The sequence below is a fragment of the Rhodococcus sp. USK10 genome, assembly GCF_019378875.1.
Classification (GTDB): Bacteria; Actinomycetota; Actinomycetes; order Mycobacteriales; family Mycobacteriaceae; genus Rhodococcus_F; species Rhodococcus_F pseudokoreensis.
Genome location: NZ_CP076048.1, coordinates 580,998 through 607,462, shown reverse-complemented (window position 1 = coordinate 607,462; position 26,465 = coordinate 580,998). Strand labels below are relative to the sequence as shown.

Annotated in this window: 23 protein-coding genes; 7 read left to right on the top strand and 16 right to left on the bottom strand. The window is 63.2% G+C overall.

Features of this window, described 5'->3' with window-relative positions:
- The first annotated feature begins 20 nt into the window (after nt 1-20).
- Nucleotides 21-2,567, top strand: coding sequence for a bifunctional FO biosynthesis protein CofGH (locus I1A62_RS09680; protein ID WP_219458593.1), 2,547 nt, complete (start codon nt 21-23; stop codon nt 2,565-2,567).
- 119 nt (nt 2,568-2,686) lie between these two features.
- Complete coding sequence (locus I1A62_RS46300) at nt 2,687-2,815, top strand: hypothetical protein (RefSeq protein WP_257890769.1); 129 nt, start codon at nt 2,687-2,689, stop codon at nt 2,813-2,815.
- A gap of 3 nt (nt 2,816-2,818) precedes the next feature.
- Here the strand turns inward: I1A62_RS46300 and I1A62_RS09675 are convergent, their stop codons facing one another.
- From I1A62_RS09675 to I1A62_RS09665, 3 genes are all read right to left on the bottom strand, one after another.
- Nucleotides 2,819-3,994: an epoxide hydrolase family protein gene (locus I1A62_RS09675; RefSeq protein ID WP_192582174.1), complete on the bottom strand. Its 1,176-nt coding sequence runs from the start codon at nt 3,992-3,994 to the stop codon at nt 2,819-2,821.
- 47 nt (nt 3,995-4,041) lie between these two features.
- Nucleotides 4,042-4,521, bottom strand: a complete 480-nt coding sequence (locus I1A62_RS09670) for a VOC family protein (protein ID WP_124396438.1) — start codon at nt 4,519-4,521, stop codon at nt 4,042-4,044.
- Between the two features lie 250 nt (nt 4,522-4,771).
- Nucleotides 4,772-5,329, bottom strand: coding sequence for a nitroreductase family deazaflavin-dependent oxidoreductase (locus I1A62_RS09665; protein ID WP_124396439.1), 558 nt, complete (start codon nt 5,327-5,329; stop codon nt 4,772-4,774).
- A gap of 188 nt (nt 5,330-5,517) precedes the next feature.
- On the opposite strand from I1A62_RS09665, the gene I1A62_RS09660 reads away from it, so the two are divergent.
- On the top strand, nt 5,518-5,916 hold the full coding sequence (locus tag I1A62_RS09660; protein ID WP_124396440.1) for a nuclear transport factor 2 family protein: 399 nt from the start codon (nt 5,518-5,520) through the stop codon (nt 5,914-5,916).
- A 238-nt stretch (nt 5,917-6,154) separates the two neighbouring features.
- Here the strand turns inward: I1A62_RS09660 and I1A62_RS09655 are convergent, their stop codons facing one another.
- The 13 genes from I1A62_RS09655 to I1A62_RS09595 all read right to left on the bottom strand — a co-directional run bounded on the left by I1A62_RS09655 (nt 6,155) and on the right by I1A62_RS09595 (nt 20,958).
- The gene (locus tag I1A62_RS09655; protein ID WP_124396441.1) at nt 6,155-9,229 is read right to left on the bottom strand and encodes a protein kinase; all 3,075 of its coding nucleotides are present in this window, start codon (nt 9,227-9,229) and stop codon (nt 6,155-6,157) included.
- A 404-nt stretch (nt 9,230-9,633) separates the two neighbouring features.
- Nucleotides 9,634-10,518 (bottom strand): SDR family oxidoreductase, encoded by an 885-nt coding sequence (locus tag I1A62_RS09650; RefSeq protein ID WP_257890768.1) that lies wholly within the window; start codon nt 10,516-10,518, stop codon nt 9,634-9,636.
- A 210-nt stretch (nt 10,519-10,728) separates the two neighbouring features.
- On the bottom strand, nt 10,729-11,211 hold the full coding sequence (locus tag I1A62_RS09645) for a VOC family protein (protein ID WP_219458592.1): 483 nt from the start codon (nt 11,209-11,211) through the stop codon (nt 10,729-10,731).
- 65 nt (nt 11,212-11,276) lie between these two features.
- Nucleotides 11,277-12,362 (bottom strand): branched-chain amino acid ABC transporter permease, encoded by a 1,086-nt coding sequence (locus I1A62_RS09640; RefSeq protein ID WP_192582180.1) that lies wholly within the window; start codon nt 12,360-12,362, stop codon nt 11,277-11,279.
- Nucleotides 12,363-12,448: 86 nt separating this feature from the next.
- On the bottom strand, nt 12,449-13,339 hold the full coding sequence (locus I1A62_RS09635; protein WP_219458591.1) for a branched-chain amino acid ABC transporter permease: 891 nt from the start codon (nt 13,337-13,339) through the stop codon (nt 12,449-12,451).
- Nucleotides 13,336-14,088, bottom strand: coding sequence for an ABC transporter ATP-binding protein (locus I1A62_RS09630; protein WP_219458590.1), 753 nt, complete (start codon nt 14,086-14,088; stop codon nt 13,336-13,338). Before I1A62_RS09630 ends, I1A62_RS09635 begins: the two co-directional genes overlap by 4 nt.
- Entirely contained in the window at nt 14,088-14,897 is an 810-nt protein-coding gene (locus I1A62_RS09625; protein WP_219458589.1) for an ABC transporter ATP-binding protein, read from the bottom strand. Before I1A62_RS09625 ends, I1A62_RS09630 begins: the two co-directional genes overlap by 1 nt.
- Nucleotides 14,894-16,021 carry a substrate-binding domain-containing protein gene (locus I1A62_RS09620; protein WP_219458588.1) on the bottom strand — a complete coding sequence of 376 codons (1,128 nt, stop codon included), beginning with the start codon at nt 16,019-16,021 and terminating at the stop codon, nt 14,894-14,896. The genes I1A62_RS09625 and I1A62_RS09620 overlap by 4 nt, the downstream gene beginning before the upstream one ends.
- A gap of 303 nt (nt 16,022-16,324) precedes the next feature.
- A complete protein-coding gene (locus tag I1A62_RS09615) occupies nt 16,325-17,356 on the bottom strand; it encodes a hypothetical protein (protein ID WP_257890767.1) in 1,032 nt (343 codons plus the stop codon).
- Between the two features lie 134 nt (nt 17,357-17,490).
- Nucleotides 17,491-17,868 (bottom strand): hypothetical protein, encoded by a 378-nt coding sequence (locus I1A62_RS09610; RefSeq protein WP_219458587.1) that lies wholly within the window; start codon nt 17,866-17,868, stop codon nt 17,491-17,493.
- Nucleotides 17,865-18,749, bottom strand: a complete 885-nt coding sequence (locus tag I1A62_RS09605) for a phosphotransferase family protein (RefSeq protein WP_257890766.1) — start codon at nt 18,747-18,749, stop codon at nt 17,865-17,867. The genes I1A62_RS09610 and I1A62_RS09605 overlap by 4 nt, the downstream gene beginning before the upstream one ends.
- Before the next feature lie 119 nt (nt 18,750-18,868).
- Complete coding sequence (locus I1A62_RS09600) at nt 18,869-20,086, bottom strand: acetyl-CoA hydrolase/transferase family protein (protein ID WP_257890765.1); 1,218 nt, start codon at nt 20,084-20,086, stop codon at nt 18,869-18,871.
- A complete protein-coding gene (locus I1A62_RS09595) occupies nt 20,083-20,958 on the bottom strand; it encodes a cyclase family protein (protein WP_219458585.1) in 876 nt (291 codons plus the stop codon). The genes I1A62_RS09600 and I1A62_RS09595 overlap by 4 nt, the downstream gene beginning before the upstream one ends.
- Nucleotides 20,959-21,610: 652 nt before the next feature.
- Here I1A62_RS09595 and I1A62_RS09590 point away from each other — a divergent pair.
- From I1A62_RS09590 to I1A62_RS09575, 4 genes are all read left to right on the top strand, one after another.
- Nucleotides 21,611-22,984 carry an amidohydrolase family protein gene (locus I1A62_RS09590; protein ID WP_219458584.1) on the top strand — a complete coding sequence of 458 codons (1,374 nt, stop codon included), beginning with the start codon at nt 21,611-21,613 and terminating at the stop codon, nt 22,982-22,984.
- Between the two features lie 11 nt (nt 22,985-22,995).
- Nucleotides 22,996-23,862, top strand: coding sequence for a sugar phosphate isomerase/epimerase (locus I1A62_RS09585; RefSeq protein WP_219458583.1), 867 nt, complete (start codon nt 22,996-22,998; stop codon nt 23,860-23,862).
- Between the two features lie 534 nt (nt 23,863-24,396).
- Nucleotides 24,397-25,491, top strand: coding sequence for a thiamine pyrophosphate-dependent dehydrogenase E1 component subunit alpha (locus I1A62_RS09580; RefSeq protein WP_124396485.1), 1,095 nt, complete (start codon nt 24,397-24,399; stop codon nt 25,489-25,491).
- A complete protein-coding gene (locus tag I1A62_RS09575) occupies nt 25,488-26,465 on the top strand; it encodes an alpha-ketoacid dehydrogenase subunit beta (RefSeq protein WP_124396486.1) in 978 nt (325 codons plus the stop codon). The genes I1A62_RS09580 and I1A62_RS09575 overlap by 4 nt, the downstream gene beginning before the upstream one ends.

Here is a 26,465-nt window from a genome sequence, read left to right as displayed (position 1 = left end):
CCGGACAGGCAGGACACAAGTTGACTGAGAAGCAACCAGCGGTCATTCATACCCGGGCACCGTCCGCGATGCGGCGGGTGTTGCGGCGGGCGCGGGACGGTGCCACGTTGAACGTGGACGAGGCGACGGTGTTGTTGCAGGCCCGTGGCGAGGATCTGGTGGATTTGTGTTCGTCGGCGGCGAAGGTGCGTGATGCCGGGTTGCTGGCGGCGGGTCGGCCGAGGGTGGTCACGTATTCGCGGAAGGTGTTCATCCCGTTGACCCGGTTGTGCCGGGACAAGTGCCATTACTGCACGTTCGTGACGGTGCCGGGCAAGTTGCGGGCGGAGGGGCGCGGGGCGTATCTGGAACCGGACGAGGTGCTGGAGATCGCCCGGCAGGGCGCCGAATTGGGCTGCAAGGAGGCCCTGTTCACATTGGGTGACCGGCCGGAGGATCGGTGGCCGGAGGCGAAGCAGTGGCTCGACGAGCGGGGCTACGACTCGACGCTGGACTACCTGCGGGCTATGTCGATCCGGGTGCTCGAGGAGACCGGGCTGCTGCCGCACCTGAATCCGGGCGTGATGAGCTGGGAGGAGATCTCCCGGCTCAAGCCGGTGGCCCCGTCGATGGGGATGATGCTCGAGACCACCTCGACCCGGTTGTTCACCGACAAGGGCGAATGCCATTACGGCAGCCCGGACAAGGATCCGGCGGTGCGGTTGCGCACCCTCACCGACGCCGGCCGGCTCAGTGTGCCGTTCACCACCGGGATTCTGGTGGGCATCGGCGAGACCGTCCGGGAGCGTGCCGAGTCGATCATGGCGATCCGGAAGTCGCACAAGGCGTTCGGGCACGTCCAGGAGGTGATCGTGCAGAACTTCCTGGCCAAGCCGGACACCGCGATGCGCGATACCCCCGACGCCGGTCTCGAGGAGTTCACCGCGACGATCGCGGTGTCCCGGTTGCTGCTGGGCCCGGGGATGCGGATCCAGTCGCCGCCGAATCTGGTGTCGACCACCGAATGCGCCGCGCTGCTGGGGGCGGGCGTCGACGACTGGGGTGGGGTCTCGCCCCTGACCCCGGACCATGTGAACCCGGAGCGGCCGTGGCCGAACCTGGACACCCTGGCCGAGATCACCGCGGCCGCCGGGTTCGAGCTCACCGAGCGCACGGCGGCGCAGCCGCAGTTCGTGCTGGCCGGGGCGCCGTGGATCGATCCGCGGATCACCGGGCACGTGCAGGCCCTCGCGGACCCGCAGACCGGGTTGGCGAAGCTCGATACCAGGCCGGTGGGGTTGCCGTGGCAGGAGCCGGACGAGTCGTGGGAGTCGGCGGGGCGGGTGGACCTGAACACCGAGATCGACACCGACGGCCGCCACACCGACACCCGCAGCGACCTGGGCAGCGCGTTCGGGGACTGGGAGACCGTCCGCGAGCAGGTGCTCGAGTTGTCCGGCCCGGTGCGGGTGGACACCGACGTCCTGGCGGCGTTGCGCAGCGCCGAACGCGACCCGGCGGGGCTGTCGGACGATGAGTACCTGGCGTTGGCGACCGCCGACGGGGCCGGGCTCGAGGCGGTGGTCGCGTTGGCCGATGCGCTGCGCAAGGACGCGGTCGGGGACGAGGTCACGTATGTGGTGAACCGGAACATCAACTTCACCAACATCTGCTACACCGGGTGCCGGTTCTGTGCGTTCGCGCAGCGCAAGGGGGACGCGGATGCGTTCACCCTGTCCACCGGCGAGGTCGCGGACCGGGCGTGGGAGGCGCACGTCGCGGGAGCGACGGAAGTGTGCATGCAGGGCGGTATCGACCCGGAGTTGCCGGTGACCGGGTATGCGGATCTGGTGCGGGCGGTGAAGAAGCGGGTGCCGTCGATGCACGTGCACGCGTTCTCGCCGATGGAGATCGTCAACGGCGCCTCCCGCGGCGGGCAGAGCATCCGGGACTGGTTGACCGAACTGCGCGAGGCCGGTCTGGACACCATTCCCGGCACCGCGGCGGAGATCCTCGACGACGAGGTGCGGTGGGTGCTGACGAAGGGGAAGTTGCCGACGGCGACGTGGGTGGAGGTGGTGACCACGGCGCACGAGGTGGGGCTGCGGTCGAGTTCGACGATGATGTACGGGCACGTCGACAACCCGAAGCATTGGGTGGGGCATCTGCGGGTGTTGTCCGGGATTCAGGACCGCACGGGTGGGTTCACCGAGTTCGTGCCGTTGCCGTTCGTGCATCAGAGTGCGCCGCTGTATCTGGCGGGGGCGTCGCGGCCGGGTCCGACGAACCGGGACAACCGGGCGGTGCACGCGCTGGCGCGGATCATGTTGCACGGGCGGATCCCGAACATTCAGACCAGCTGGGTCAAGTTGGGGGTGACCGGCACCCAGGTGATGTTGCAGGGTGGGGCGAACGATCTCGGGGGCACGCTGATGGAGGAGACCATCTCCCGGATGGCGGGATCCGAGCACGGATCGGAGAAGACCGTCGAGGAGCTGCGGGCCATCGCCGAGGGCATCGGCCGCCCGGCCCGCGAACGCACCACCACACACGCACGACGCGAGGGACGGCCGCCGTCATTGTTCTGAGCGCGAACAGGTTCGGTGGCTGTGCGGCGTGTGCCCGTTTTGGCAAACGCGGCAGGGACCGATGTTTTCGCGCCGTGACCCGCACCTGCGGACCTGCCCGAATCTGCTCTGCGGATTCCATGTCGATTACCACGCAGGCCGGCGTTGACGTGGTCGTACCGAAGAAACGCGCCAGGGCCGCGGCGATGGTGATCGCCGCGGCCCTGATGATCGAACACGTGCGGGCTGACGCTCTGGGCGGCACCTGAGCGTCAGTGCGCGGGTGTCTGCTCAGCGTTGGCCGCCAGCGTGTCCCGAAACGCCCGCACATCGTTCACCCAAGCGTCGGGTTGCTCGTGTGCGGCAAAGTGGCCACCACGGTCATGCGTGCGCCACTGCACCAGATTTGAATGCTCTTCCACCACCGAGCGTGGCGGGAGGATGAGTTCATTGAGGAACACCGACATCGCCAGCGGAGTCTGGACCGGTGGATGGTGCTGGTGCGCGCGTGGCAGCGGTGTACGCGCCGCATTGGCGTAGTAGCGCATGGATGTTCCGATGGTATGGGTGAACCAGTAGGTCGAGATGCTGTCGCAGAGCTCATCTCGGCTGAACAACGTCTCGAAGTCTCCGTCGTGGTCACTCCAGCTTCTGCGCCGCTCCAGTATCCAGGCCGCCAAGCCCGCAGGAGAATCCTCCAGGGCCCACGCGAGGGTCTGCGGATCGAGCACATGGACATTGTAGTGCGCGGTCATCAGGGGGAGCTTCTCGTCCACCATCTTTGACCACCGCCCGGCCTCGTCGGCGGAGTAGTCGTCCGCCGACCAGCTTTCGGAGCCGGCAATCGATATGAGTGTGGGAATCGTGAGGTGGATCCCGATGATCTCGTCGGCGTGCTTGTGACCGAGATAGGACGTGACAAGCGCACCCCAATCGGCGCCAGCCGCCATGTACCTCGGGTAGCCCAGCACCTCGGTCATCAGTCGGGACCAGATGTCCGAGGTTGCCATGGGGGTGACGGCGGAGCGGAGCGGCGAGGAGTAGCCAAAGCCAGGCAATGCGGGAATTACCACGTCGAAGGAGTCTTCTGCCCGGCCGCCGAAGCGAACTGGATCGGTGAGCGGATCGACGACCTTGGCGTAGTCCCAGACAGTCCACGGCCACCCATGAGTCAGGACGATGGGTGTGGGGTTCGGCCCTTTACCGCGGATGTGCAAGAAGTGTATGGGTGTGCCGTCGAGCAATCCGTCGACCCGGAAGCCTGGATATCTGTTCAAGCGCCCTTCAGCTGCACCCCAGTCGTAGTCATCGCACCAATAGCTCGCGAAGTCGCGAAGATAGTCGCCGTTCACCCCAAACGACCAGTCGTCATTGTCGAAGTCGTCGGACCACTTCGTCCGGCGCAGCCGAGCCCTCAGGTCCTCGACCTGATCGCGGGGAAAGGACACCGAGAACTCCGAGACCGTTACACGGCCCGAATCTGTTCGCCGGGTCATCAGTTCGCCATGTGCTCGACGCCGGTCAAAACTTCGAGGATTACACCGTCGGGATCTTTGAAGGCCAAGACTCCAGAACGCGTCCCGCCCGGAGGAGTCGTGAAGCGAAGAGGACCAAGCATCTCGACACGCATGTCAAGCAGCTCCTGATAGACCTCCTCGATGTTGGGCACGTGAAATGCGAGCCGCACCATCCCGACGTTGATGAGGCTTTGGTACGGCTGCCCCGAGGTGGGCGGCTGCTCGTACTCGCACAGGTCGAGAACCATGTTGTTCTCGGAGTCCTCGAGCTTCAGAAATGCCGCGCGATGCCGATTGAAGGGAACGCCGAACGCCTCGGCGGTGCTTTCCCCGAGGTGACCGTCCATCACAAAGCGGGCGGTTTCGACGAAGCCCAGCTTCTTGTAGAAGTCAACGGATCGGTCCAGGTCCGTCACGTTGATGTTGACGTGAAAGAACTTGTTCAGAGTTAGGGACATGCGGAATCGACCTTTCTTTCTGGATTTGTTTTCTGGCGGGGTGCTGAATTCGAAGAACGCTGCGCTTGCCGACGCACGAAGATCTTCGACTCCGCGTGCGTGTCCACCCACGCGGACGGTTCGGCCCGAGATGCGACCAGAACGCGGGCGAAATCAGCTGAGAAGCGGGCCACGGCCAACTAGCCTGTCGTTGCAGAACCAGTTCGCTAGGGAGAAGTTTGAGCCCTTCGAGCGCTTCGCCGGCGGCCGGTCACAGCTTGCCCCGTCCCTGCTGCGGGTGTACGTCTTCGAAGCGGATAACCGGCAAAATCCGCGTAGTCTTCGACTGATAGTCGGAGAAGACCGGAGCAATGGAGAGGATGCGGTCCCATACCCGTGCGCGCTCCTCGGAGTTCGCCGGGAGTTCAGTACCGACAGAGGGTCGGCGAATACGGTTGATCGTGAGTTCCGAGACGCCCTGGGTGGCACGAAGATTGTGGATCCACGCCGGGTTGGCATCCTGCCCACCAGCAGAAGCGATCACGTAAAGTCCGTCGTCGACGCGAAAGTATGGGATGGCAGTCGACCGGGGCTCGCCCGTCTTTCGGCCAATGGTGTGAATGATCAGAACGTCGAGGTTGTCCAGCGAGTTCATCGCAGTGAACGAGTAGGTCATCAGCGACTTACCCGTTATCTTCACTACTGCGAGATCGACTTTCCGACCGCGTTGCGTGCCCGCGAGCCACGTGACGAATGCCCGGCCAGGCCGGCGGCGCAGCGCGGCACCAGCGATTCTCCTATGCGGAGTCCGATTGAGAAGTTGAACCATGCTATGTCGCACCTCGTAGTTGGGGGAGATCGGGAAACGGCCTTAGCAGCAGATCATTTCCGAAAGCTAGCAAGATCACATATTGCGACCGAGACACGTTCGTCATTGCCGAACGGGCGGTGAGATGACTCTCGCCGAACCCGTACAACTAGCGGCGATCAAATTCAGTCCAGGAGAGGTGGAGAATCATGAGTGCGATCACGGCGGTGTGTCAGGAGTACTTCGACGCGGTGGGGCGTGGCGACACGGCAACACTCACGACGCTCGTCACCGACGACTTCGTCCACGAGTTGATGGGGTCGACGGTCTTCGCCGGTAAGCGAAACATCCGTGAGGTCAGTGAACTGGTGGTCGACCTGAGAAAGTCGACCGTCTCGGGTGTCGAGTTCACCTTCGAGTCGCAGACCGAGCAGGACGATCGATTTGCCGCCATTGTCCACGGCCGCTCGGAGCTGATGGAGGGCGGCCGCTTTGACAATCTATATGTGATCTTCGTCGAGATCCGCGATGGCAAGATCGCGCGGATGCGTGAGCTGACGGATACCAAGTACACCGACGCCACCCGCGGCTCGGCGGTCAGCGCGTGAGCGGTGAGCACCGTTGAGTACACATGGGCCCGCGTCAATCGCTGAAGCAAGCGGGCCCATGTGTATTTCTTGCCGGCCGAGATGAGCATTGTCCCAACCCAGATCGAGGCCCGTCGACGGCCCACCCGCTGGGCCGTTGACCACGAGCTCACCCCTGGAGACGGCTCGTCAAAGGCCAGGGGTGGGGCGAGCGTGGTCAGGTGGGGTGCGAGGTCCCGGTTGGGGTCGTGAGGCGGGGTTAGTCGTCGAGCGCATACGCGACGGCTTCGCTGAAAGTGAGGGCTGTGCCTTCGAGTTGGGCAGCCGCAAACGCCTGCTCACCGAGTGACCGGCGCGCCATTTGCATGCAGTTTTCGTGGTGGAGGACATGGTTGTGGAACAGGATGGATGAGCTGCCCACCGCGTGACTGAGCGATTCGGCGGCACCCATCAGTACCGCTGCACGGTTGGCGTTGTGGGTGTCGCAGGTCCACGCCAGCGCCTCGAGGCACAACGCGGCGGTGACAGGCTCGTCGATCACCTGGGTCAGCTGGAGTCCTTGCTTCAACAGCCGGGCCGACCGGACGGGATTTCCTAGCTGCAATTCCGCAATGCCCATGGCCCACAGTGAGTATGACCTGTTCACCGATTCGTGGTGTGTTTCAGTGATGGCGAGCACCTCGTCGTGGCAGACGATTGCGCGGGCAGGGTCGTCCTTCAATTCATACGTAACACCGAGTTGCATCAGAATCCAGACCTGTTGAGGGATGTCGTGTCGTGCGCGGAACGCTTGCAGCGCATCCTCGAGGCAGCGGCTTGCCTGTGGAAGGTCGCCGCTGAAGAGCGCCAGGACTCCTTCGGCGTGGGTGATTCGCGCATCGATTTCGGCGTCGGCCATGGTCGCGGCCAGGGCTTTCCCGTCTTCGACGAGGGTGGTGCTCCTCGCCAGGTCGCCCTGCGTGTCAGCGAGCATGCTGTTAGCGCACAGCGCCTTGATCCGTAGCTCGGTAGGGCGTGCCGGCTCAGCAGCGAGTAAACGGTCGAGCCAGCGCCGACCCTCGGCGAGAAGGCTTCGGGAGACCCAGAATGGAAAGAGGGCGGTGGCGATCTGTACTCCAGCCTCGATCTCATTCGGCTGATCCAAGCAGAATTCGATCGCTGCACGGACGTTTGATTGTTCTCGCGCGAGTCGTGCAATCCACTCAATTTGGTGCGGGCTGATCCACTCCGCCTCCGCAGTCACCACCAGTTTTTGGTACCAATCGCGGTGCCGGCGGCGGATCGACAGAGCCTCGTCGCTGTGCCGCAATTTCGTGCGGCCGTAGTCGCGGAGGGTTTCGAGCATCCGAAAGCGAACTGTGGTGCTGACTTCCTCGCGATTGAGGATCGATTTGTCGACCAGCGCCGTCACCGTGTCGAGTAGCCCTTCAGGGGACAAAACGCCGGCGCAGACATATTCGGCTGCATCGAGTTCGAACCCTCCGTCGAATACCGATATCCTGGCCCACACCTCCTGTTCCCGGGGTGTGCACAGTTCGTGGCTCCAATCGATGGATAATGCCAGCGTGTGTTGCCGAGTTGGTGCACCTCGGTTGCCGAGGGTCAGCAATGTAAATCGGTTGGTCAGGTGCTGCAGGATTTGTTCGGGGGACATCGCACGCAGTCTTGCTGCCGCCAGTTCGATCGCGAGCGGCAGTCCGTCGAGCTGATGACAGATCCGGGCAATGACGACGCGCTTGTCGTCGGTGACCTGGAATCCCGGAACGGCGGCCGCGGCGCGCTGCGCAAACAAGGTCATCGAGTCGGATTCAGGCATCCCGCGCAGGGTCGGCTGGTGGTCCGGGTCCGGTGCGCTCAGTGGGGGAACACGCAGTACCGACTCCCCACCGATACCCAGGGGCTCGCGGCTCGTGGCGAGGATCCGAAGGTTGGGACAGAACTGAAGCAGAGCCTCGGCAACTTCGGCCACTGAGTCCAAGACATGTTCGCAGTTGTCCAGCATGAGCAGGACCCGTCGAGGGACCAGATACTCCGCAACGACATCGAGCAGTTGGCGTGCGGACTGACTACGCAGTCCCAGGGCGGCCGCTATCACGTCAGCCAAGAGGGAGTCGTCTCGCACTTCGCCCAGTCCGACCAGCCATGCGTCGTCGGATGACTCCCGCTGCACTTCGGAGATCACCCGGAGCGCGAGTCGGGTCTTGCCGACCCCCCCGATCCCGGTGAGAGTCACCAGACGCGACACCGACAGCTGTTCCTTTGCTTCGGTCAGCTCGCGGTGGCGACCGATGAAGCTGGTGAGTTCGATCGGCACGTTGCCCGCGTTTGTCCGGACGGCGGTAAGGTCCGTAGCTCGACGCGGAGCCAGTGTGGTTCGTGACGACGGCGCGAGTGTGATCCGTGGGACATTCTCGCCCGGCGCCGCTGTGGGTTCGACCTGCAACGGTATTTCGTCGACGGGGAAGCCGCCGCGGAGCTGGATCCGGCGGAGCGCCTCCCCGACCTCGATTGCGGTGGCGGGGCGGTCTCGCGGATCGGCGGCCATGGCCTGTTCGATGACCGCGGACAGGTCAGCTGGGATGCCCTGTTCTCGCAGGTCCGGAACGTGGTGGGCGGTGATGCGCAGGAACTGGGCGACAATGTGCTCACCGCTTCGGCGTTCGAACGCGGCGTGACCAGTGACGACGCAGAAGAGTGTGGCAGCGAGACTGTAAACGTCCGCGGTCCGGCTCGGAGCGGTGCCCCCAAGGACCTCCGGCGCTGTAAAGGCCGGTGATCCAGTGATTGTGCCGGTGCCGGTCTCGAAGCCTCCCCCAAGGCGAGCGATGCCGAAATCGGCAAGTGCGGGTTCCCCGTAGTCGGTGACGAGGATGTTTGCGGGCTTGACGTCGCGGTGAAGAATGTCGAGACGGTGGGCAGTCTCGAGGGCACCCGATATCTTTACGCCGAGCCGGAGCGTGTCCGCCAATGAGAGCGGCCCGTGGCGGCGAATTTGCACGTCCAGCGAATCGTGTGGATGGAATGGCATCACAATGTACGGTCGGCCGCCGTCGGTGGTCCCGACGTGGAGAACGTTGACGATGTTCGGGTGCCCGGTCAACCGTCCCATTGCGCGCTGTTCACGAAAGAAGCGTGCCCGGTTTTCCTCGTCGAGATCGCTCGCGAGGACCTTCACCGCGACGGTGCGATCCAGAGAGGGCTGACTGCATCGATAAACCACTCCGAAACCGCCCCGCCCGATTAGATGTGGGTCATCAAATCCGGCCGCGCAGAGCTCGTCCGTCACGTTCGGGGTTACGTCACGCTGTGTCGCGAAAGGATCATCGTTGGTCATCTGACTGCCCGACCGATCCCGATGCCAATGCCCCGGCCCCGACCAGTGCAGTACTGGGACGGAGACAGTGAAGATGCAACATCCGCTCACCTCTGAATGACGTCAAATCAAGGATATGCCGCCGGTTGGGTACAGCGTCCGCAATCAACTTGTTCTCATTCGAGGCTGTGTCGGCGCAGACGCGGTCACCACAGATGAGGGTGGTGGCGATGATGTTGCTCGCACGGTGGAGCGACTGACGACGAAGCCCAACGGTTGGGAGCGGCCTCGGCCGCGAACGCACACTGTCCTGATCGCTTCCCGCATTACTTCTGACGATCCAGGCGGGCCCTGGCAAGAAACGATCCCGGCAAAATCGTCCTCGGACTTGCCATCACCGTGGCTGTGGGTGGCGACTGTCTGGCCTACATCGCATAGCCCAAGGCCGCACGGAGGTGTAGGACACGTCGCTTCCGCCCCCGACTGTCTCCCGCCTGATCGCCGTGCTTGCCACCGATATCCGCTACGCCTTTTCCGCAGCCGATCAGGCGCGCGCAATCGACTTCCGGAACGGCTTGCCCGTGAAGGGGCGCCGGTGGGCACTGGTTCACACCAGCCAGCGCCATCCGTTGGTGACTTGGACTCCACACTGGTCGCCGCTGATTCCGGGAGCAGGAAGCGACAAATGTCAAGCGTGGCTCATGGTGTGCCGTTGGGAGCAGCGATGCCGACAGCGGGGTGTCGACGAAGCCGGCGGCGATGAGGTTGACGCGAACCGGCGCGAGCTCGAGAGCGAGGGCCGCCGTGAACGGGGGCAGTGCGGCCGTGGCGGCGGAGGCGATCCCAAGGCCGTGACCGATGCGCCGGCCGCCGGTGCCGCCCATGAACGGCAGCGTGCCCCCGGGCCGCATCTTGTTCGCCGCATTGCGCGCGACTTCGAGCCCCAGCATTATGTGCTCGGTGAGCTGCCGGCGCACCTCGTCCGCGTCCATCTCGAGCAGGGGAGCGTAACGCGGGCCGCCTGCCGTCACCAGCACATGGTCGATGGGTGTCGGCAGGTCCTCGAAGAACCTCCGCAATGCGGCCGGGTCGTTGGCGTCGAACGCTGCGGTGCGCTGTGTGCCGACGTCTGCCGCTGCGGCCTCGAGCCGGTCGGGGTTGCGCCCGGTGAGGATGACGTCGGCACCCTCCATCCGGGCGCGTCGCGCTGTCTCGAGCCCGATGCCTGCGCTGCCGCCGATGAGGACGACGGTCTGTGCGGCCAGCTCCGGTTCGCGGTGCATCGAGCATCGTGTGGTTTCGCTGGTCACGATTTCTCCGATCGGTAGCGTCGGCCACTGATCACCGGGATTCGCACGCGTGGCGCTCTCACGCCGATCGACCATGTCGGCGCGGTCGGGGAGAACACGTCGCAGTCCGGCACCGCGCGACCTCGAGTCGCGGGTCGGTGTCCGCCTTTGGAAATGCTTCTACAGTGACGACGTGTGACTTCAGCGTCCAACCCGGGAGGCCATTTGGCCTCAGACGACGAAACCTCCCGGCCCCATTATCCCGGTTTGAATCCATTTCTCGAGATCTTCCCTTGCGGATTCATCGACGAACTCGAAGCGAACCCCGCCGGTAGTCTTCGGGTTCGTGTACCACGCAAACGTGGTTCCATCGGGGTTCAAAACCTCGCCATCCGATTCCACTCCGGAATCGAGATACCGCTTCTTGTTTTCATCGATTTTCGGGTCCCACATGCCGATGTGATGCAGGCCCTCTCCGTGACCAGCGGAATAAACTCCGTCACCCTTGGCTTCGAGCAGTTCCATATAAGGGGGCCCTTGTTGAGAATATGTAACTCGCAGGTCGAACTCGTGTTCGTCGGGATCGGCCAGTCTATTGAGATGCACTTCGGTCGGCTCATGGAAGGTAAGCCCAAAAAGCTTCCCGTACAGCGTGATTGCGTTGTCGATGTCTCTGACGAGAATTCCGTAGTGATAGACGTTCGGTGATTCCATGTGCGTTCCTTTCGGGACTGCGATTAAATTGGGCGGCGGGAGGGCGGTGCGAAACCTGCCTTCTCCTAATGCTTCGTCCTGATCTCATCCACCCCAATCGGTTCATCCGGAGGAAGAATGAGTGTATTTTCGTTCATGCTCCGACGTCGCATTGTCCGGAGCCGGGAGTTGGCACGGTCGACAAGACCGACTATGCCATCTGGAAAAAACAGCACAATCAGGATGAACAGAAATCCTAGGACGACGAGCGGTTCGGACACTGTGCGACTTGCCCATTCAGGTAGCCCGTCGAGGACGCCGGATGTAGAAAGCTCGGGCAGCCTCAAAGTGAGGATTCCGTATATGAGGCCACCGATCGCTGCACCCCAGATCCGGCCGCGTCCGCCCAAAACCACCATGACGATCAATGCAAGACTGAAGTGCACTGATGCGCTGGACGGATTGGCGCCCCGCGCAACCAAGAGATACACCGCCCCGCCCGCCGCAGCGATCACGCCACCGAAAGCATATGCAACCAGCTTGTAGCTGTACGACAACAACCCGAGACTTTCGACCCGATCCTCGTTCTCGCGGATCGCTTGCCACACCTGGCCACAACGAGACCGCGTCGCCATCCACGCCAGAAGGTAGGCGACCACGGCGAATGCAACCGATAGCCAGTAGAGCCAGCGGACATCGCGGGCGCTCGCAAGCAGATCGGGGATCCGCTCGAAGGCAACAGGCAGCCCCTCCTCACCGCCGAAAATCCCCACAGGATCTACCAGGAGCAAAATATAGAAGGCCTCACCGAACGCCAGTGTGACCATCGTGAAGGCGACTGCCTTCACGCGAAGGGCGATCGCTCCCAGCGCGGTATTGACCAGCCCGGACATCACGATGGCAAGCGCTGCAGCGGAAAAGTACCCCAGGCCTGCGTGCATCAGCAGGTTGGTTGCGTAGATTCCCAGAGCGAAAACCAGGGCATGACCAGCGCTCAGCAGGCCGGCGTATCCGAATACGACATCGAAAGATATCGCGACACCAGCGAATACAAGGCCGATCGACAAGATGAGCAGAGAACCAGAACTCGACAACTGTCCGGGGAGAAGGATCGGAATCGGAACATCCAACATCGGTAGAGCAGCCAAAACGAGAATGACCGTGAGGCCCACTCGCGCCCCGACCGAAATCCGTCTCGGGTGTATCTTTCCCGGACCCCGGTCGACGGGCAACTGTGTTTGGGTACTGGAAAACGGAATCATGCTGATGCAACCCTTCCGAGCAAGCCCTGTGGGCGCAGTAAGAGCACAGCCGCAAGCAGACCGACGACGGCGATGTCGCCCAGTCCGGTGCTCACGTAGAAGTTCACGATTTGCTGAGTGAAGGCGACGAGAGCGGCAGCGATGGCAGTGCCGCCGATTGATCCGAGTCCGCCGATAATCACCACGATGAAAGCGAAGATCAACAGATTCGGACCGAGAGCAGGAGTAATTCCTGTGAAGTAGACCGCGCCCAGCGCGCCACCCAGGCAGGCTAAGGCTGCGCCCAGTACGAACACGAAGGTGAAGCTCCGCGCGACGTCAATGCCCAGCGCCTGAACCATCCGCCTGTTCTCCACACCTGCGCGGATGATCAACCCATACTTGCTCTTCTTCATGAAGAACAGCAAGCTCACCAGCACCAAGGCTGATATGCCGAAGATAAGGATTCTACTGTTGGGAATGCGTCCACCGAGGATCACCGTGACGTCGGTGAACCAGGCCGGCTGTGCGATCGATTGCGGCGAATACGAGAAAATACCGCCGATGAGCCCCTCCATGACGAATGCGAGCCCCAACGTGATGAGGATCTGTGTGAGGTGATCACCGTAGTTGCGCGCTATCAGCGTCCGCTCTACGAAATATCCTAGAACGCATCCGAATATGACCGCCACAACTGTGGCGACCGCGAAACGCGCAGCGAGGGAAGCTATCAAGTCGAACCGGTCCATGACGACCCAGGCCGCATATCCGCCCACCCCGAAGATCGCGGCATGCGCAACATTCAGGACGTCCATCAAACCGAATATCAGGGAAAGCCCTGAAGACAGGAGGAAATACAGGCCCGCGAGACCGAGGCTTGTAGCAGTGAGGACGACGAGGGTTGTCATCGTGCAGACCCCTTCCCGATCGTGTTGCTGTCGCGGGAAGACGGCGCGACACCGAGGTAGCGCTGCGTGAGATCCGCATCCGCAGCCAAGTCCTCCATCGAACCGGTGAATACAACTGCGCCGTGGTCCAGCACGATGGCATCGGTGGCCAAGCGCTGCGCGACTCGGATGTTCTGGTCGACCAGCAAGATTGTGGTGGCGCTGGCGGCCTTCGCCAGAGCCTCGACCACCTGGCCGACCACGATGGGCGCCAATCCCTTGCTCGGCTCGTCGATGAGGAGCAAGCGGTTCGGGTTCAGGATGGCACGCGCGATCGCCACCATCTGCTGCTGGCCGCCGGACAGCGCTCCCGCCCGCTGAGCGCTCCTGCGCAGCAAGTCTGGAAACAGTTCGTGTACGAGGTCCAGTCGTTGGGTCGCCTCCGGTGTCCGCGCAGCCAATCGAAGATTCTCGGCGACAGTCAACGTGCCGAATACCTCGCGGTCCTCGGGCACGTATCCGATACCTCGGCGGACCAGGTGGTGGGTCGGCACGCCCAAGGTCTCTTCACCGTAGAGCCTGATGCTGCCGCTGCCCTCCAGCAAACCGAGAATTGTCATCACGGTTGTCGTCTTCCCCGCACCGTTGCGACCGAGCAGTGCGGTGACACGACGTGGACGTACCTCGAATGACACACCTTCCAGAACATGTGCTTCGCCGCGGTGTACCTGAAGGTCTCGCACGGACAGGGCCGCGTCGCCGGCGGACATCAGAACTCCGGCCCGAGGTAGGCGGCTTGGACCCGCGGATCGGACATCACTGCGTTCGGATCATCGCACAGGAGAAGACCGCCGTCTTGCATGACGGCAATACGATCTGACGCGTCGAGAACCAGATCCATTCGATGCTCGACCATCACCACCGTACGGCCCGAGTCGTGGACTGCCCGTACTACGTCGATCAGCGCGTGGACATCCTCGGCCGAGACGCCGGCCGTCGGTTCATCCAAGAGCAGGACGCGGGGGCGCGCGCACAACGCGAGGGCTATCTCGAGCTTCCGCTTGTCTCCGTACGGTAGGTCGGACACGATGTTTCCGCCTATGTCGTGCAGGCCGACCTCTTCGAGGTGCTCTCGCGCACGCTCTGTGGCTCGATCGTGGGCCGATGGCCTGCCCCAGAGGTTCATGCTGCCGCCCAGCGCAGCCTGGGCTGCCAACCGTGCGTTCTCGAGGACCGTCAATCCCGCAAACAGGCTCGATGTTTGGAACGTCCGTCCCAGGCCGCGCCGGACACGGTGTGCGGCTCCCATTCTGGTGATGTCCTGACCATCGAAGTGGACTGAACCTGATGAGGGGCGATATACCCCTGACAGGAGATTCATCAACGTACTCTTACCGGCCCCGTTGGGCCCGATAACGGTGAGAAACTCGCCACGCCGGACACGGAGTCCGACATCGTTGACGATGGTGAATCCGCCAACACTCCAGGAGAGATCGACTGTCTCGAGCGCATATTCGATCGCGGGTCCCAGTACTTGTGAGGACGGGAGCGTCCGGGCAAGTGCTGCAGTATCGTTCATGGTTTCGCTACCTCACTGCCGACGTTTCCGACTGTGTGGGCGACCAATTCGCCATCGCTGTCACTGAGCGAGACGAGGTACATGTCCTGAAGTAGGGCGTGGTCACCCGAGCGGATTGTCATCGGTCCTTTCGGTGCCTCGAATGACCACCCGTCGAGTGCCTCGATCATGCCTTCGACGTCGTCGGGGCCCGCAGTGGAGAGTGCGTGTACGATCTGCTGCGCGGCGACGAAACCGTCGTGGGTGGACAGGTCGGCACTTGGTACTCGCTCAGTCAGGCATTCGTTCATTTCGCCGCCTGGTGCGCCCGGGTAATAGTGCGTCACGAAGTTGATCTTCTCGGCGGCATCACCATAGATTGACCAGTGCGGCTTCTCGACCAGCACGCTCGCCACCGTGGTCGTGTCCAAGATTCCTTGTTGCGACATCGCTTGCCACATGGACGGAGCCCCATCGCCGTAATACACAACGATCAGTAGATCGGGCTTCAACTCGCTGATTCGCCGCGCGTAGGGCGTGAACTCATTCGTGTCCAAAGGCACAAGCACTTTCTCTACTTCAGATCCGCTCGATTCGAGGATGCCGGTGATCGTAGAGGCGTACTTCTGTCCGAATGCGTAGTCCTGTGCAAGTACTACCGTCTTGTTATTGTTCTTCTCGAGGACGCTGCTCAGGGCGGCCGCTTCCTGATACGCCTGTCGCGAGGCACGGAAAGTGTTGGCGTTCAGACCGGTGACATCATCGATCCCCGCGGCACCGGAGATGTACAGGAGATTCTGCTGTTCGGCGAAGTGGCCGAGTTGCATCGCGGCGGCGGACGATGTGGTGCCGGTGAGGATGTTGATCCCGTCACCAACCATCCTGGTGGCCGCGGCGAGTGTCTGCTCGGGATCGCCGCCGTCATCGGCGTAGACGAATTCGATTGGCTTGCCGTCGACTTCGTTGGTGCCTTCGGTGCTGCAGTACAGGCCGGCCTCCAGCCCGTCCTTGATCATGTTTCCATAGGTACCGAACGATCCGGTGAGCGACGTTGTCACGCCCACTCGTATCGCATCTCCCGCTGTGCCGGAACCCGTCGAACTGCAAGCGACCAACCCGACCGACGCCAGCAACGCTGCGGACATAACACACGCGCCTCGCCGTGCACTCCGTAAAATCACCACAATTTGCCCCTTCAGGAAGATTTTCGTTGCACGAAATGCCTGCATCTGAGGAATGCGACTGGCCGAAATCGCTCCATGCTGCGTCAGAAGTGGTCAATCTCGTGGTCTTCGACCGAATTTTGATTGGTTCGCCATGGTCACAGGAGGTTTAGAATTCACGGACTCGAAATGCGTTCCGATTATCAGAATGTCGCGCGTAATGACTGAAGTCAAGGATTTCAGAAAGTTTCGCGGACGGTCCATACCGTCCTGGCCTGGCGCTTCTCAGACGAGGAGGTTCCAGCCCTTCCTGCCCGACACGCATACTTCATAGGCCACGGGGTCGATAGTCTGGTATATCCCGAGAGCTGTCTGACCGTCATCACGTGTGACGCGGCAGAGATGCTCGTCGAGGCCGCGGATGCCGATCCGGGTCTCCGGTCGGCTCAGATCATACGTTTCCCCCTCGGTCACGTCGGGGCCGTCGTAGCCTCCTTGGTGGATGTCTCGATCCGGTGTGCCGCCGTACATTCCGCATCGCAGATAGGCCGTCTGCTGACCTACCCGCTCGTAGTGGAGTTGGACTTGCTTGCCGTTGTCGAACTCGTAGTCGACGATGGCTTCGACGAAGATGTCCGTGTCCGGCTCGAACCGGAGCCGGCGGGTGGGCTTGAAAACTCGTGTCGAACCCGATGCCGGGTCGCCGAATGGGTAGAACAGTCGGTCGCCCCACAGCGCCCAGTCCGGAAATGCCACGAACGCGTTGCCGTTGGTCCCTACGTGCAGGCGACCTCCCAGAGAGAACTCCGGTCCACCGACACCGCGGCCGGTGCCCCAGTGACGATCCCTCGTGCCTGCGGCATTCGGACCCAAAGTGGTGCGCTCGCCCTCGATCTCGACCCATCCGGTCACCGATCCGAAGCATTCGAATCCGCTGGTGACATCGTTGCGGCGGCCAGTCGGAAAGCCGTGTGCAGAGTCCGACAACGGCTCGCGAAAAACCTGCCGGGTGGTGTCGTGGAACGTCAGATCGTAGCTGACCCCCCACTCGTTCGGCTCGAGGACGTAGCGCCACTCCCGCAGACCGCGAACAATCGTGGGCACGATCGGTCCCACGCGCAGGTCGGTGCGATCCGCTCCGATCGAGCGGAAACTCCGGACCGTGGTATGTCGGCCTTTCGAGTTGACGATCGCGTAGGCCTCGGCCCGGTCGAGGTTCGGATAGAGGCTGCCGCCCGTGGCGATCAGTAACTCGCCGGTGTCGTCGTGGATCACCACCCAGTGGCGCTCATACGCCCGGGGATCCCCTGTCCACATGACCCGCACCGGATCCGGGGTTTGGTGGACGAAATAGTCATCTATCGGTGACAGCGGAAACTGTTCGGCCAAGTGATTGTCGCCGGAGATCGATTCTGGTGATAGTGCGTTCACGTTTGTCGCCTTTCTGGCTGTCAGGCGGGATCGGTGGCAACCCGCCACTGCAGGTACTGTCCGATCTCGGCCCGACGCGGTCGAAACTCGGGGTCTCTGGGAATGGTGGAGATGAGCTGAGACAACGATCCTCGTAGCTCTTCGTTTCGCGCGGCGACAGCTGTGATGTCGGTCGGGACAGGTTCCCGCGCCTCGGTGCCGGTCAGGAGTTCGGTGAGTCGCGCGTTGTCGTCCAGGAGGAAAGGCAATGCCGTGTCCCATGATGTGGCAACCCGCTTGATCAGTCGGCGCGCGTTGCTCAGCAATTCGGACGTTTCGGCCGGAAGCGAATGGGATTCGTCTGCGAGATCGAGAAGCCGATCGACCCCGGACAATTGCTCGTGAATGGTCGGTCTCACCGGAAGTCCTCCTTGACTACGAAATCGAGCAGTGTGGAAAGCACGCGGCGGGTGGGGCGAAATGGCTCGTCGCTACGGCCGTCGAGAAACGATCGCAGACCGCTGACCTGCATCACCGCGGTCTTGAACGTCGAAAAGGCCTGCCACCATCGGAGGCTGCTGCGGTCGACGTCGAATCCTGTGGCTTGCTCGTAATGCGCGATCAGGTCGTCGGCATCCCACGCTCCGTCGATCAGGTGCTCCGCCCTGCGCAGCGGCTGCGTCACCCAGCCGAGGTCCTCGAGCGGATCGCCGAGATGAGCCAACTCCCAATCGAGCAGTGCGGTAATCCGATCACCGTCCAACAGAATGTTGCCGGGCTTGAAATCGGCGTGGACCAGAGCGGTGCGCGCCGGTTCGGGTGCTGACGCTCGTAGTCCCGCAATCGCAAAATCCAACTCGGGCAATGGCTCCAGCTGGTTTTGACGCAGAACCTTCTCCCAGGCGTCGAGTTCGGCAGGCGCACCGAGCTGGCCGGAACCATCGAGTACCGCTGACAACCCGAGCGCCTGCCAATCGGTGCTGTGGACTTGCGCCATGAGGTCGCAGAAGCTTTCGGCAAGGGCCCGCCGCTGAGCGATCGAGCGTTGCGAGTCCGAAAGCACCCGGTAATCGCAGACCCCTGGGCACCGCTGCATGATCAGCGAGGGCCGGCCGAGCCATCGCCCGTCGGCGTCGAGCCAGCGGGCACCCGGGGTTGGCAGATCGCTGTTCTCCAGTATTCGGAGCAAAGCGAACTCCACGTTGCGGTCTGTGTCGACCAGGCCTCCGTCCGGGTCGCTGCGCAGGATCAAAGGCTCGCAATGCTCGGTGCCATTGTGGTCGGTCACCAGGTCGAACACCCAATTGTCCCGGGACCTGCCGACACCGATGCGGTTCAGGCCTGCTACTCGAGCACCGGCCCCATTCAGTTGGTCGGACAGGAATCTGGTGAGACGGTCGTCGATTTCGGATGGTGGTGTCATCGTTGGTGTCCGTTCTGTTCGTGAAGACTCGATCGGTGCTGAGGCGCCGCGATCGCGATCATGGCTTCGGCGCGTTCGCGCAGGGTCCGCCCTCTGAGATCGACGACGCCGAACTCGGTGGCCACAAAGTCGATGCTCGTTCGCGGCGTCGTAACGGTCGGGGGCTGCAGTTGTCGAACGATCCGGGAGGTTCGTCCGCCGTTTGCCGTCGCAGCGAGCGCGACGATCGATGCCCCGCCGGGCGAGCGCTGAGCGGCCCGCAGGAATTCTGCTTGCCCACCGGTCGCTCCCAAATATCTGCTGTCGATCTCTTCGGCATTGACTTGACCGGTGAGGTCTACCTGCAGTGCCGAGTTCACTGCGAACAGTCGCGGGATCGACGCTGCGGCTGCCGGACCGATTACCTCGGCGACCGGCCGTACCCACGCTGTCGACGTGGCGATGTGTTCGTACAGTTCCTCGGAGCCCGCGGCCTCGCTGATGATGACCGAACCGGGCTCCTCGCAGAGTGATCCAGCGCGATGCAGATCCAGCAGCCAGTCGCCGGCGAGGGTCGATCGAACACGCAATCCGCGGCGTGCGGTCAGCGCCTTCCCGATGGCTGAGGGGACCGCGCCGATGCCGAGTTGGATGGTCCCGCCGTCAGGGATCAGCGGCAGGATATGCCTGGCGATTCCGTGGTGATCTTCATCCACTGCTGGTGTGTGCACAATCGGAAGAGGCCGGGACGTGTGGATAACGGCATCGAACCTGGAGGCCGGGAGTGTAGGCGCGGACGTGGTCGGCATCGCGGCATTGACCTCGGCCACCACGGTTCGTGCTTGCGAGATCAGTTCGTAGGTGTAGTCCATCGCCATTCCCAAGCCGTGGCATCCCTGCGAATCAGCGGGGGACACTTGCATCAGGAGCACGAGGTTGCTCCGGGCACGCAAAGGCAACAGGCGTGGCAGGTCGTCGAAATTGCAGGGGATTACCTCGGCGTGGCCGGTGGCCGCGAGCTTGCCGAGCGGCCCCATGGCGCCGAAGGACACGAGCGGACGCTGCGGCGCGGATCCTGTGAGCGCATCGCTGTGGCTGAGTCCGACGAAGATCTCGACGTCGCGTGGGCAGGCCGCGAGAAGCTGATTGAGCAGTGGCGTCGGCTCCCCGACGCCTTGCGCCACCACAACCAGGTCTCCGGGCCGCACGAGATCGGCAGGCCAGTTGATGTTCACAGGACCGCAACGGGCGTTACCGGAGTTCCGGTAGAGCCGACGAGGGGGATCGGAGCGAACAGCAGGAAGAACGTCGAACGGTCGAGGACGGACAGCGCCTCCGCGAGTTCCGCGAGATCCAGGTTCTCGATCAGCGGCACGCCGAACTGGTGGAGGAGCACCAGATGCGCCGGAAAGCCGGGTTCAGCCGATTGCTGTTCGACCGCGTAATTGTCCGCACCGACCAGCGCCACGTCACGGCTTGCGAGCCAGCGGGCGGCCTCTTCGGTTATGCCGGGTTCGTCCGCGAAGTAGGAGTCGCTCGATCCCTTCGATTCCCACCATCCGGTCCGGATCAGTACAGCGTCGCCCGGCTCAACCGACACGCCGGCTTCGGAAATGCCACGCTCGAGGTCTTCCGGGCCGACCGCGGTCTGCGGGGCGAGCGGCTGACCGGATGCGCGTACCAAGTCGACGAGAATGCCACGGGTGGCGACCGGTGCGAGCTTCTCGGCGCCGCACCGCTGTGCGCCCTGCGTACTTCTGGTGAGGGCCGACGAATGCCCGTTGTAGAGTTCGTCCCCCGACCACGCATGGGACAGCGCGTCGACGTGAGTACCACTGTGCGTCGCGAATTGCACTGTGTCCTCGGCGAATTTGAATCCTCCCGGCGTGCGTGCGCCGAGCGCGTAGTCGCCGGCGTCGCGGTTCATGAACCGCGACGGCTGCTGCCGGTGGCCGGGCGCAGGTGTCTTCGGGCCGAGAGGTTGGGCCAGTGAAAGCGTCTGTCCGGTGGCGACCAAGCCCGCGGCTCTGCGCGTCACGCCGGTTGTGACGAGATTGAGCGCACCGGCTTCGTCGTCGGCGCCCCATCGTCCCCAGTTGTTGCTCATGCGCAACTCCGATCCTGTATCAGTTGTGCCGGCGCCAGTGCCGGCGCGTGTTCGCCAAGACCTCGACGCACCAGTTTTCCGGTCACGACGTCGAGCCGTGATGGCACATTGCGATCTATCTCCTCTTGGGGTTCCGCTCAGCGCTCCGCGAGCCCGCGACGGTGAACCGGCAACCTTCAAGCTCTCGGGTTTTCGAAATTGATTTCGCGTATTCGAATGCTAGCGATCCGCGCACGGCGACGTCAAGGGTCCGGGCGGGTGGGCGTCTTCGGACCGCTCGGGGTCGCCTGCGCCCCGCGTGCGTGAATTGCCCCCGCCCGGGCGACTTCAGCGCAACGGCGCGATAAGCGAAGCGGGAGAAGTCAATTGCATGCGAGCACGGCCCAGGCCGTCGGACCCGTCTACTGCGAGACGGCAGTAATGCGGAAGGCAGGCCGTGCCGGTGTCAAGTCTGCCGACTTGCCTCATTGCGACTATCCGGCCAATGCGGGATTTCTCTTGACAAGCCCCACGGTCCGGTGACACATTTCACAACTAGGAAAATGATTCCGAATTTAGGAAGACTGTGCAGGGGTCGCATTCCGCTCACCGAAGCGACGCGCGAAGGGCGCCCTATGCCCCTGGAAGTGGAACGGACAATCCTGTCCGGGCCTTGCCGCTGTGCTTCACCAATCCTGGATTTCCCGAGGCTGAGAAGGAGAAAATCGTGACGATCAAGCTTCGCAACGCACGGCTGATCGATGGGACGGGGGCAGAGCCGTATCTCGCCGAGATCGTGATCGAAGGGCAGAGGATCGTAAGTGTCGCTGCCGAGGGGACCGGCGAGCGGCAGGACTCCGATGCCACAGTCGTGGACGTGGGGGGTGCCACGGTCATGCCGGGACTGATCGATGCCCACTCGCATCCGAGCTTCCTTCCCGAGATCGACCTTGCCAAAATGGGCAATCTGCCGGTCGAGGAGCACACGTTGCTCACTGCTCGCAACGCACGGCTGATGCTGGATCAGGGCTTCACCAGCATCCTGTGCGCCGCATCGGCGAAGCCGCGACTGGACCTGGTTGTCCGGAACGAAATCAACGCGGGCAACCTGATCGGACCGCGCATGCTGGTCGCATCCCCCGAGCTGACCGTCACCGGAGGAGTCGGTGATGTCCGGCTGCCGCACATGCATCGGCAATCCGTCGAGCATGTCTGCGATGGTGTGGATCAATTCCGCCAGACGACTCGGTGGTACATGCGTGAAGGCGTCGACCACATGAAGCTCGACATCTCTGGTGACGAGTTCATTCCCTATGCCAAAGGTCGCATGACCACCATGACCGACGAAGAGGTTGCCGCCACGTGCCAGGTTGCCCACGCTCGCGGAAAACGCGTGGCGGCGCACGCCCGAAGCGCGGAATCGGTGAAGATGTGCGTCCGCCACGGCATCGAGATCATCTTCCATGCCGATTTCACCGACGAGGAAGGTCTCGACCTGGTGGCCGAGAACAAGGACAAACACTTCGTGGCCCCGGCCTTCGGCTTCCTCCACACGTCGAGGTACGAGGCCGGCGACTGGGGGCTGACCCCGGAAGTCACTGCTTCGATGGGTCTCGACGAACAGCTCGAGAGCCTGATCGCGAACATGATCGAGCTCAAGAAGCGCGGAGTTCGAGTGTTGCCCGGCGGTGACTACTTCGTGCCCTGGAACCCGATGGGCAACAACGCCCGGGACCTGGAGCATTTCGTCAACTTCCTGGAGTTCAGCCCGATGGAGGCCATCGAGTCCGCAACCCGCCTCGGTGGCGAGCTGATGCTCCAACCGGACGACTTGGGTTGCATCAAGGCCGGCTACCTCGCCGACCTGCTGGTTCTCGATGGTGACCCATTGGAGGACATCGCGATCCTGCAGAATCAGTCGACGTTCACCGGCATCATGAAGGATGGCGTCTGGCACAAGGAACCGCCGCTCTCGCGCAGCGGTGACGTCGAGAAATGGTCGATCAGCGCGTCCGCGGCGGGCGCCCCCGAGCCGGTTCTTCGGTAGCGGGTAAGCGAATGATCGAGGTAAATGGTCGCCAGCAGTACGTGGTGCTGGCCAACATGACCACTGTGACGACGGCCAGCTTTCGAGAACGCATCGAGGTGGCGGCGGCCGCCGGATTCGACGCGCTGGGCATCAGCCTGGACACCTACCGTCGGGTCGTCGCGGAGGAGATGAGCCCGAAGGAGCTCCAGGCCGTCGTGGTCGACAACGGTCTGGAAATCGTCGAGCTCGAAGCAGTATTCGGGTTTGCCGTTCCCACGGCCGAGACCGGCGTGCCGTTCGGCGGTGGGCTCGTCTACACCAGCCCCGACGACCTGAACGAGTTTTGGTCCATGGCCGAACTGTTCGGCGCACGGCACTTGCAAGCTGTCGGGGCATTCGACCGAACGGATCTGGAACCCGACGTCGTGGAGCGATTCGCATCGCTCTGCGATTGTGCGGCCGACGTCGGGCTGCAGATCGCTCTCGAGTTCGTGCCGACGACCAATATCCCGGACGCCGGCACGGCTCTCTCGATCGTCGAGCAGTCCGGCCGGGACAATGCCGGCCTTTGCGTCGATTCGTGGCACCACACGCGCGGAGCCAACGACCTCGAGATGCTGCGATCGATTCCGTCTCGACGAGTCACGATGATCCAGATCAACGACGGTCCAAAGGATCCCGCCGATCCCGACTTCCTGGTGGAGACCCTTCACCATCGGGCGGTGCCGGGCACCGGCGACTTCGACCTCGACGGTTTCGTCGACGCCGTGACCGAGGGTGGTGTGACCGCACCGGTGTCCGTCGAGGTGATTTCGGACGAACTCGCCCGACTCGAACCAGCCGACGCAGCACGCCGCTGCTACGACGGCGCGATCGACGCGCTGGCAGGTAAATAGGTTCGTGCGCGCCGGGCCAGAATGAACCCAGGGCGTACCTCGCTGGGTCCACGGGCATACCTGTGTAGGAAATGCAGGTAGTGAAGCAGGTAGATCACCGCCGTCACGCTCGCCGCGTGATTGCGAGTCTGATCGACATGAACACACGGTCATGCCTTTTCGCAGGGTTCGGTCTCCACGCTCTTCGTGGCGCCGGGATGCATACGGCCCTTGTCGTTCGGGCCGAATCATTCGGGCACGCAGATCAATAGCTAGCCGGTAAGCCGGAGGCCCACGGGCCTCCGGCTCGCCGGCATGTGGTGCTGCACGAGACCGAAGTGGGGTGCCGCGGAAGAAATGAGGGTTGACATGGCGTACCCGAGCGACAAGTATTCGATGTTAGGAATTCGATTTCGAATTTACGAAGACGATCGCCGCGGTTTGCTCCTAGGGGAAGCGGTGCCGCCAGCGAGACGCGGCCGACCAGGACGCGGATGGGGCGAGTGCTGACCGCGCTATCGCGGACACCCTTCCCCGACGGCAGAAAAGGACGTCATGAACGGTACAAATACGGCGAATGCCAGTGCGTCGGCGCACGTGCTGACGCCTGCGCGCATACTCGACGAGAACGGAATGCTGGTAGGGGAGCCGCCGCAAATCGAGCCGGAGCGCCTGCGTGCGATGCTGCGCCTGATGATGCTTGGACGCCGCCTGGACCAGAAGGCAATTTCTTTGCAGCGCAGGGGGAAACTCGGCACCTACCCACCGCTGTCCGGGCAGGAGGCCGCTGCGGTCGGCACGGCATACGCGATGGATGCCGAAGTAGACCACTTCGTGCCCCAGTACCGTGAACAACTCACGATGCTGCACTGGGGATTGCCGCTGTCTACCTATCTTCTGCAGCGGATGGGGCACCCCGCGGGCTCGGCCCTGCCGTCCCACGGCCGGTTGTGGCCGCAGCAGGTCGCGCTGGGCGCGCACCTGCCTCACGCGGTCGGGCTCGCATGGGGAATGCGACTGCAGGGCAAGCCGGGCGTGGTACTGACCCAGTTCGGCGACGGCGCCTCCAATGAGGGCGACTTTCACGAAGCGTGCAACATCGCAGGCGTCAAACGTGCGCCACTCGTCATGGTGTGCCAGAACAATGGCTGGGCCATCTCGATCCCGTGGCATGAGCAGTCGGCCGCAGAGTCTGTGGCGTCGCGCGCAGCAGGTTACGGGTTTCCGGGGATCGCAGTCGACGGTAATGATGTGCTCGCGGTCTACACAGCCGTCGCGGATGCGCGGACCCGTGCCGAGGCCGGCGACGGCCCGACACTGATCGAGGCGCGATGCCATCGGCTCGGCGCCCATTCGACAGCCGACGACCCCAAGCGCTACCGACCCGCCGACTTCGACGAGCGGGCAGCCGAGGTTGATCCGATCCACCGGTTCCGGGCCTACCTCGTCGGCCTCGGACAGTGGGACGACACCGCTGACGCCGACACGATCGCCTGGTGCGACGACCAGATCGCCACGGCAGTTGCCGAATTCGATGCCACGCCGCCGCCCGACCCCGGGCAGATGCTGCAGCACCTCTACGCAGAGCCCGATGTGCGACTGCGTCGCCAGCAGGAAGAACTGCGTAACAGTATCGAGGAGAACCAATGACCGGCATGAACATGGTGGAAGCGGTGCGCAGCACGCTCGAGGCAGAGATGCGCCGCGACGAACGGGTTGTCCTGCTCGGCGAGGATGTCGGGAAGTCGGGCGGCGTCTTCCGGGCGACGGACCGGTTGCAGACGGAGTTCGGTGCTGACCGCGTCTTCGACATGCCGACCAGTGAGGCGGGGATAATCGGGGCCGCCGTCGGGCTCGCCGGCTCGGGCCTGGTGCCCGTCGTCGAAATGCAGTTTCTCGGCTTCACTCAGCAGGGGTTCCATCAGCTCGGCAATCAGCTCGCCCGGATGCGCTATCGCACAAACGGTGCTCTGACAATGCCGGTGACCATTCGCGCGCCCTTCGGCGGTGGCGTACGCACCCCAGAACTCCATTCCGACGCCTTCGAAGCGCTCTTCGCCCACAACCCCGGGATGCGGTTGGTCGCCCCCGCGACGGCAGCGGACATGAAGGGGTTGCTGGCCACAGCAATTCGGGATCCGGATCCGATCTTCGTCCTCGAGCCGCTCCGTGGCTACCGGCTTGTGCGGGACGACGTTCCCGACGGTGACCACCTCGTCCCGTTCGGTAAGGCGCGCATCGCACGTGAGGGGACCGACGTCACCGTCATCGCGTGGAGCGCGATGGTCCAGGTCGCAATGGAGGCCGCGGCTGCTGCCGCTGAGCAGGGGATCGACGTGCAGGTCATCGATCTGCGCTCACTTGTCCCGCTCGATTGCGACGCCATACGTGAGGCTGTGGCGCGCACCGGCCGAGCGATCGTAGTTCAGGAGGCTCCCTACACCGGCGGGTTTGCCGGCGAGGTCGCCGCTACCATCGCCGAAGAGGCTTTTCTGCATCTCGAAGCCCCGGTCACCCGCGTCGGCGGATATGACATCCCGTTTCCCATGCCCCAGCTCGAGGATCACTACATCCCCGACGCGAGGCGAATCTTGCGCGCGATCCGCGCTGCCGTCCACTTCTGA

Bases quoted from the DNA above. Each gene is read 5' to 3' on its own strand.
- I1A62_RS46300 (WP_257890769.1), top strand. From the start codon at position 2,687: ATGTCGATTACCACGCAGGCCGGCGTTGACGTGGTCGTACCGAAGAAA.
- I1A62_RS09670 (WP_124396438.1), bottom strand. From the start codon at position 4,521: ATGTCCCTAACTCTGAACAAGTTCTTTCACGTCAACATCAACGTGACG.
- I1A62_RS09665 (WP_124396439.1), bottom strand. From the start codon at position 5,329: ATGGTTCAACTTCTCAATCGGACTCCGCATAGGAGAATCGCTGGTGCC.
- I1A62_RS09660 (WP_124396440.1), top strand. From the start codon at position 5,518: ATGAGTGCGATCACGGCGGTGTGTCAGGAGTACTTCGACGCGGTGGGG.
- I1A62_RS09655 (WP_124396441.1), bottom strand. From the start codon at position 9,229: ATGACCAACGATGATCCTTTCGCGACACAGCGTGACGTAACCCCGAAC.
- I1A62_RS09645 (WP_219458592.1), bottom strand. From the start codon at position 11,211: ATGGAATCACCGAACGTCTATCACTACGGAATTCTCGTCAGAGACATC.
- I1A62_RS09635 (WP_219458591.1), bottom strand. From the start codon at position 13,339: ATGACAACCCTCGTCGTCCTCACTGCTACAAGCCTCGGTCTCGCGGGC.
- I1A62_RS09630 (WP_219458590.1), bottom strand. From the start codon at position 14,088: ATGTCCGCCGGCGACGCGGCCCTGTCCGTGCGAGACCTTCAGGTACAC.
- I1A62_RS09625 (WP_219458589.1), bottom strand. From the start codon at position 14,897: ATGAACGATACTGCAGCACTTGCCCGGACGCTCCCGTCCTCACAAGTA.
- I1A62_RS09620 (WP_219458588.1), bottom strand. From the start codon at position 16,021: ATGTCCGCAGCGTTGCTGGCGTCGGTCGGGTTGGTCGCTTGCAGTTCG.
- I1A62_RS09615 (WP_257890767.1), bottom strand. From the start codon at position 17,356: ATGTGGACAGGGGATCCCCGGGCGTATGAGCGCCACTGGGTGGTGATC.
- I1A62_RS09595 (WP_219458585.1), bottom strand. From the start codon at position 20,958: ATGAGCAACAACTGGGGACGATGGGGCGCCGACGACGAAGCCGGTGCG.
- I1A62_RS09585 (WP_219458583.1), top strand. From the start codon at position 22,996: ATGATCGAGGTAAATGGTCGCCAGCAGTACGTGGTGCTGGCCAACATG.
- I1A62_RS09580 (WP_124396485.1), top strand. From the start codon at position 24,397: ATGAACGGTACAAATACGGCGAATGCCAGTGCGTCGGCGCACGTGCTG.
- I1A62_RS09575 (WP_124396486.1), top strand. From the start codon at position 25,488: ATGACCGGCATGAACATGGTGGAAGCGGTGCGCAGCACGCTCGAGGCA.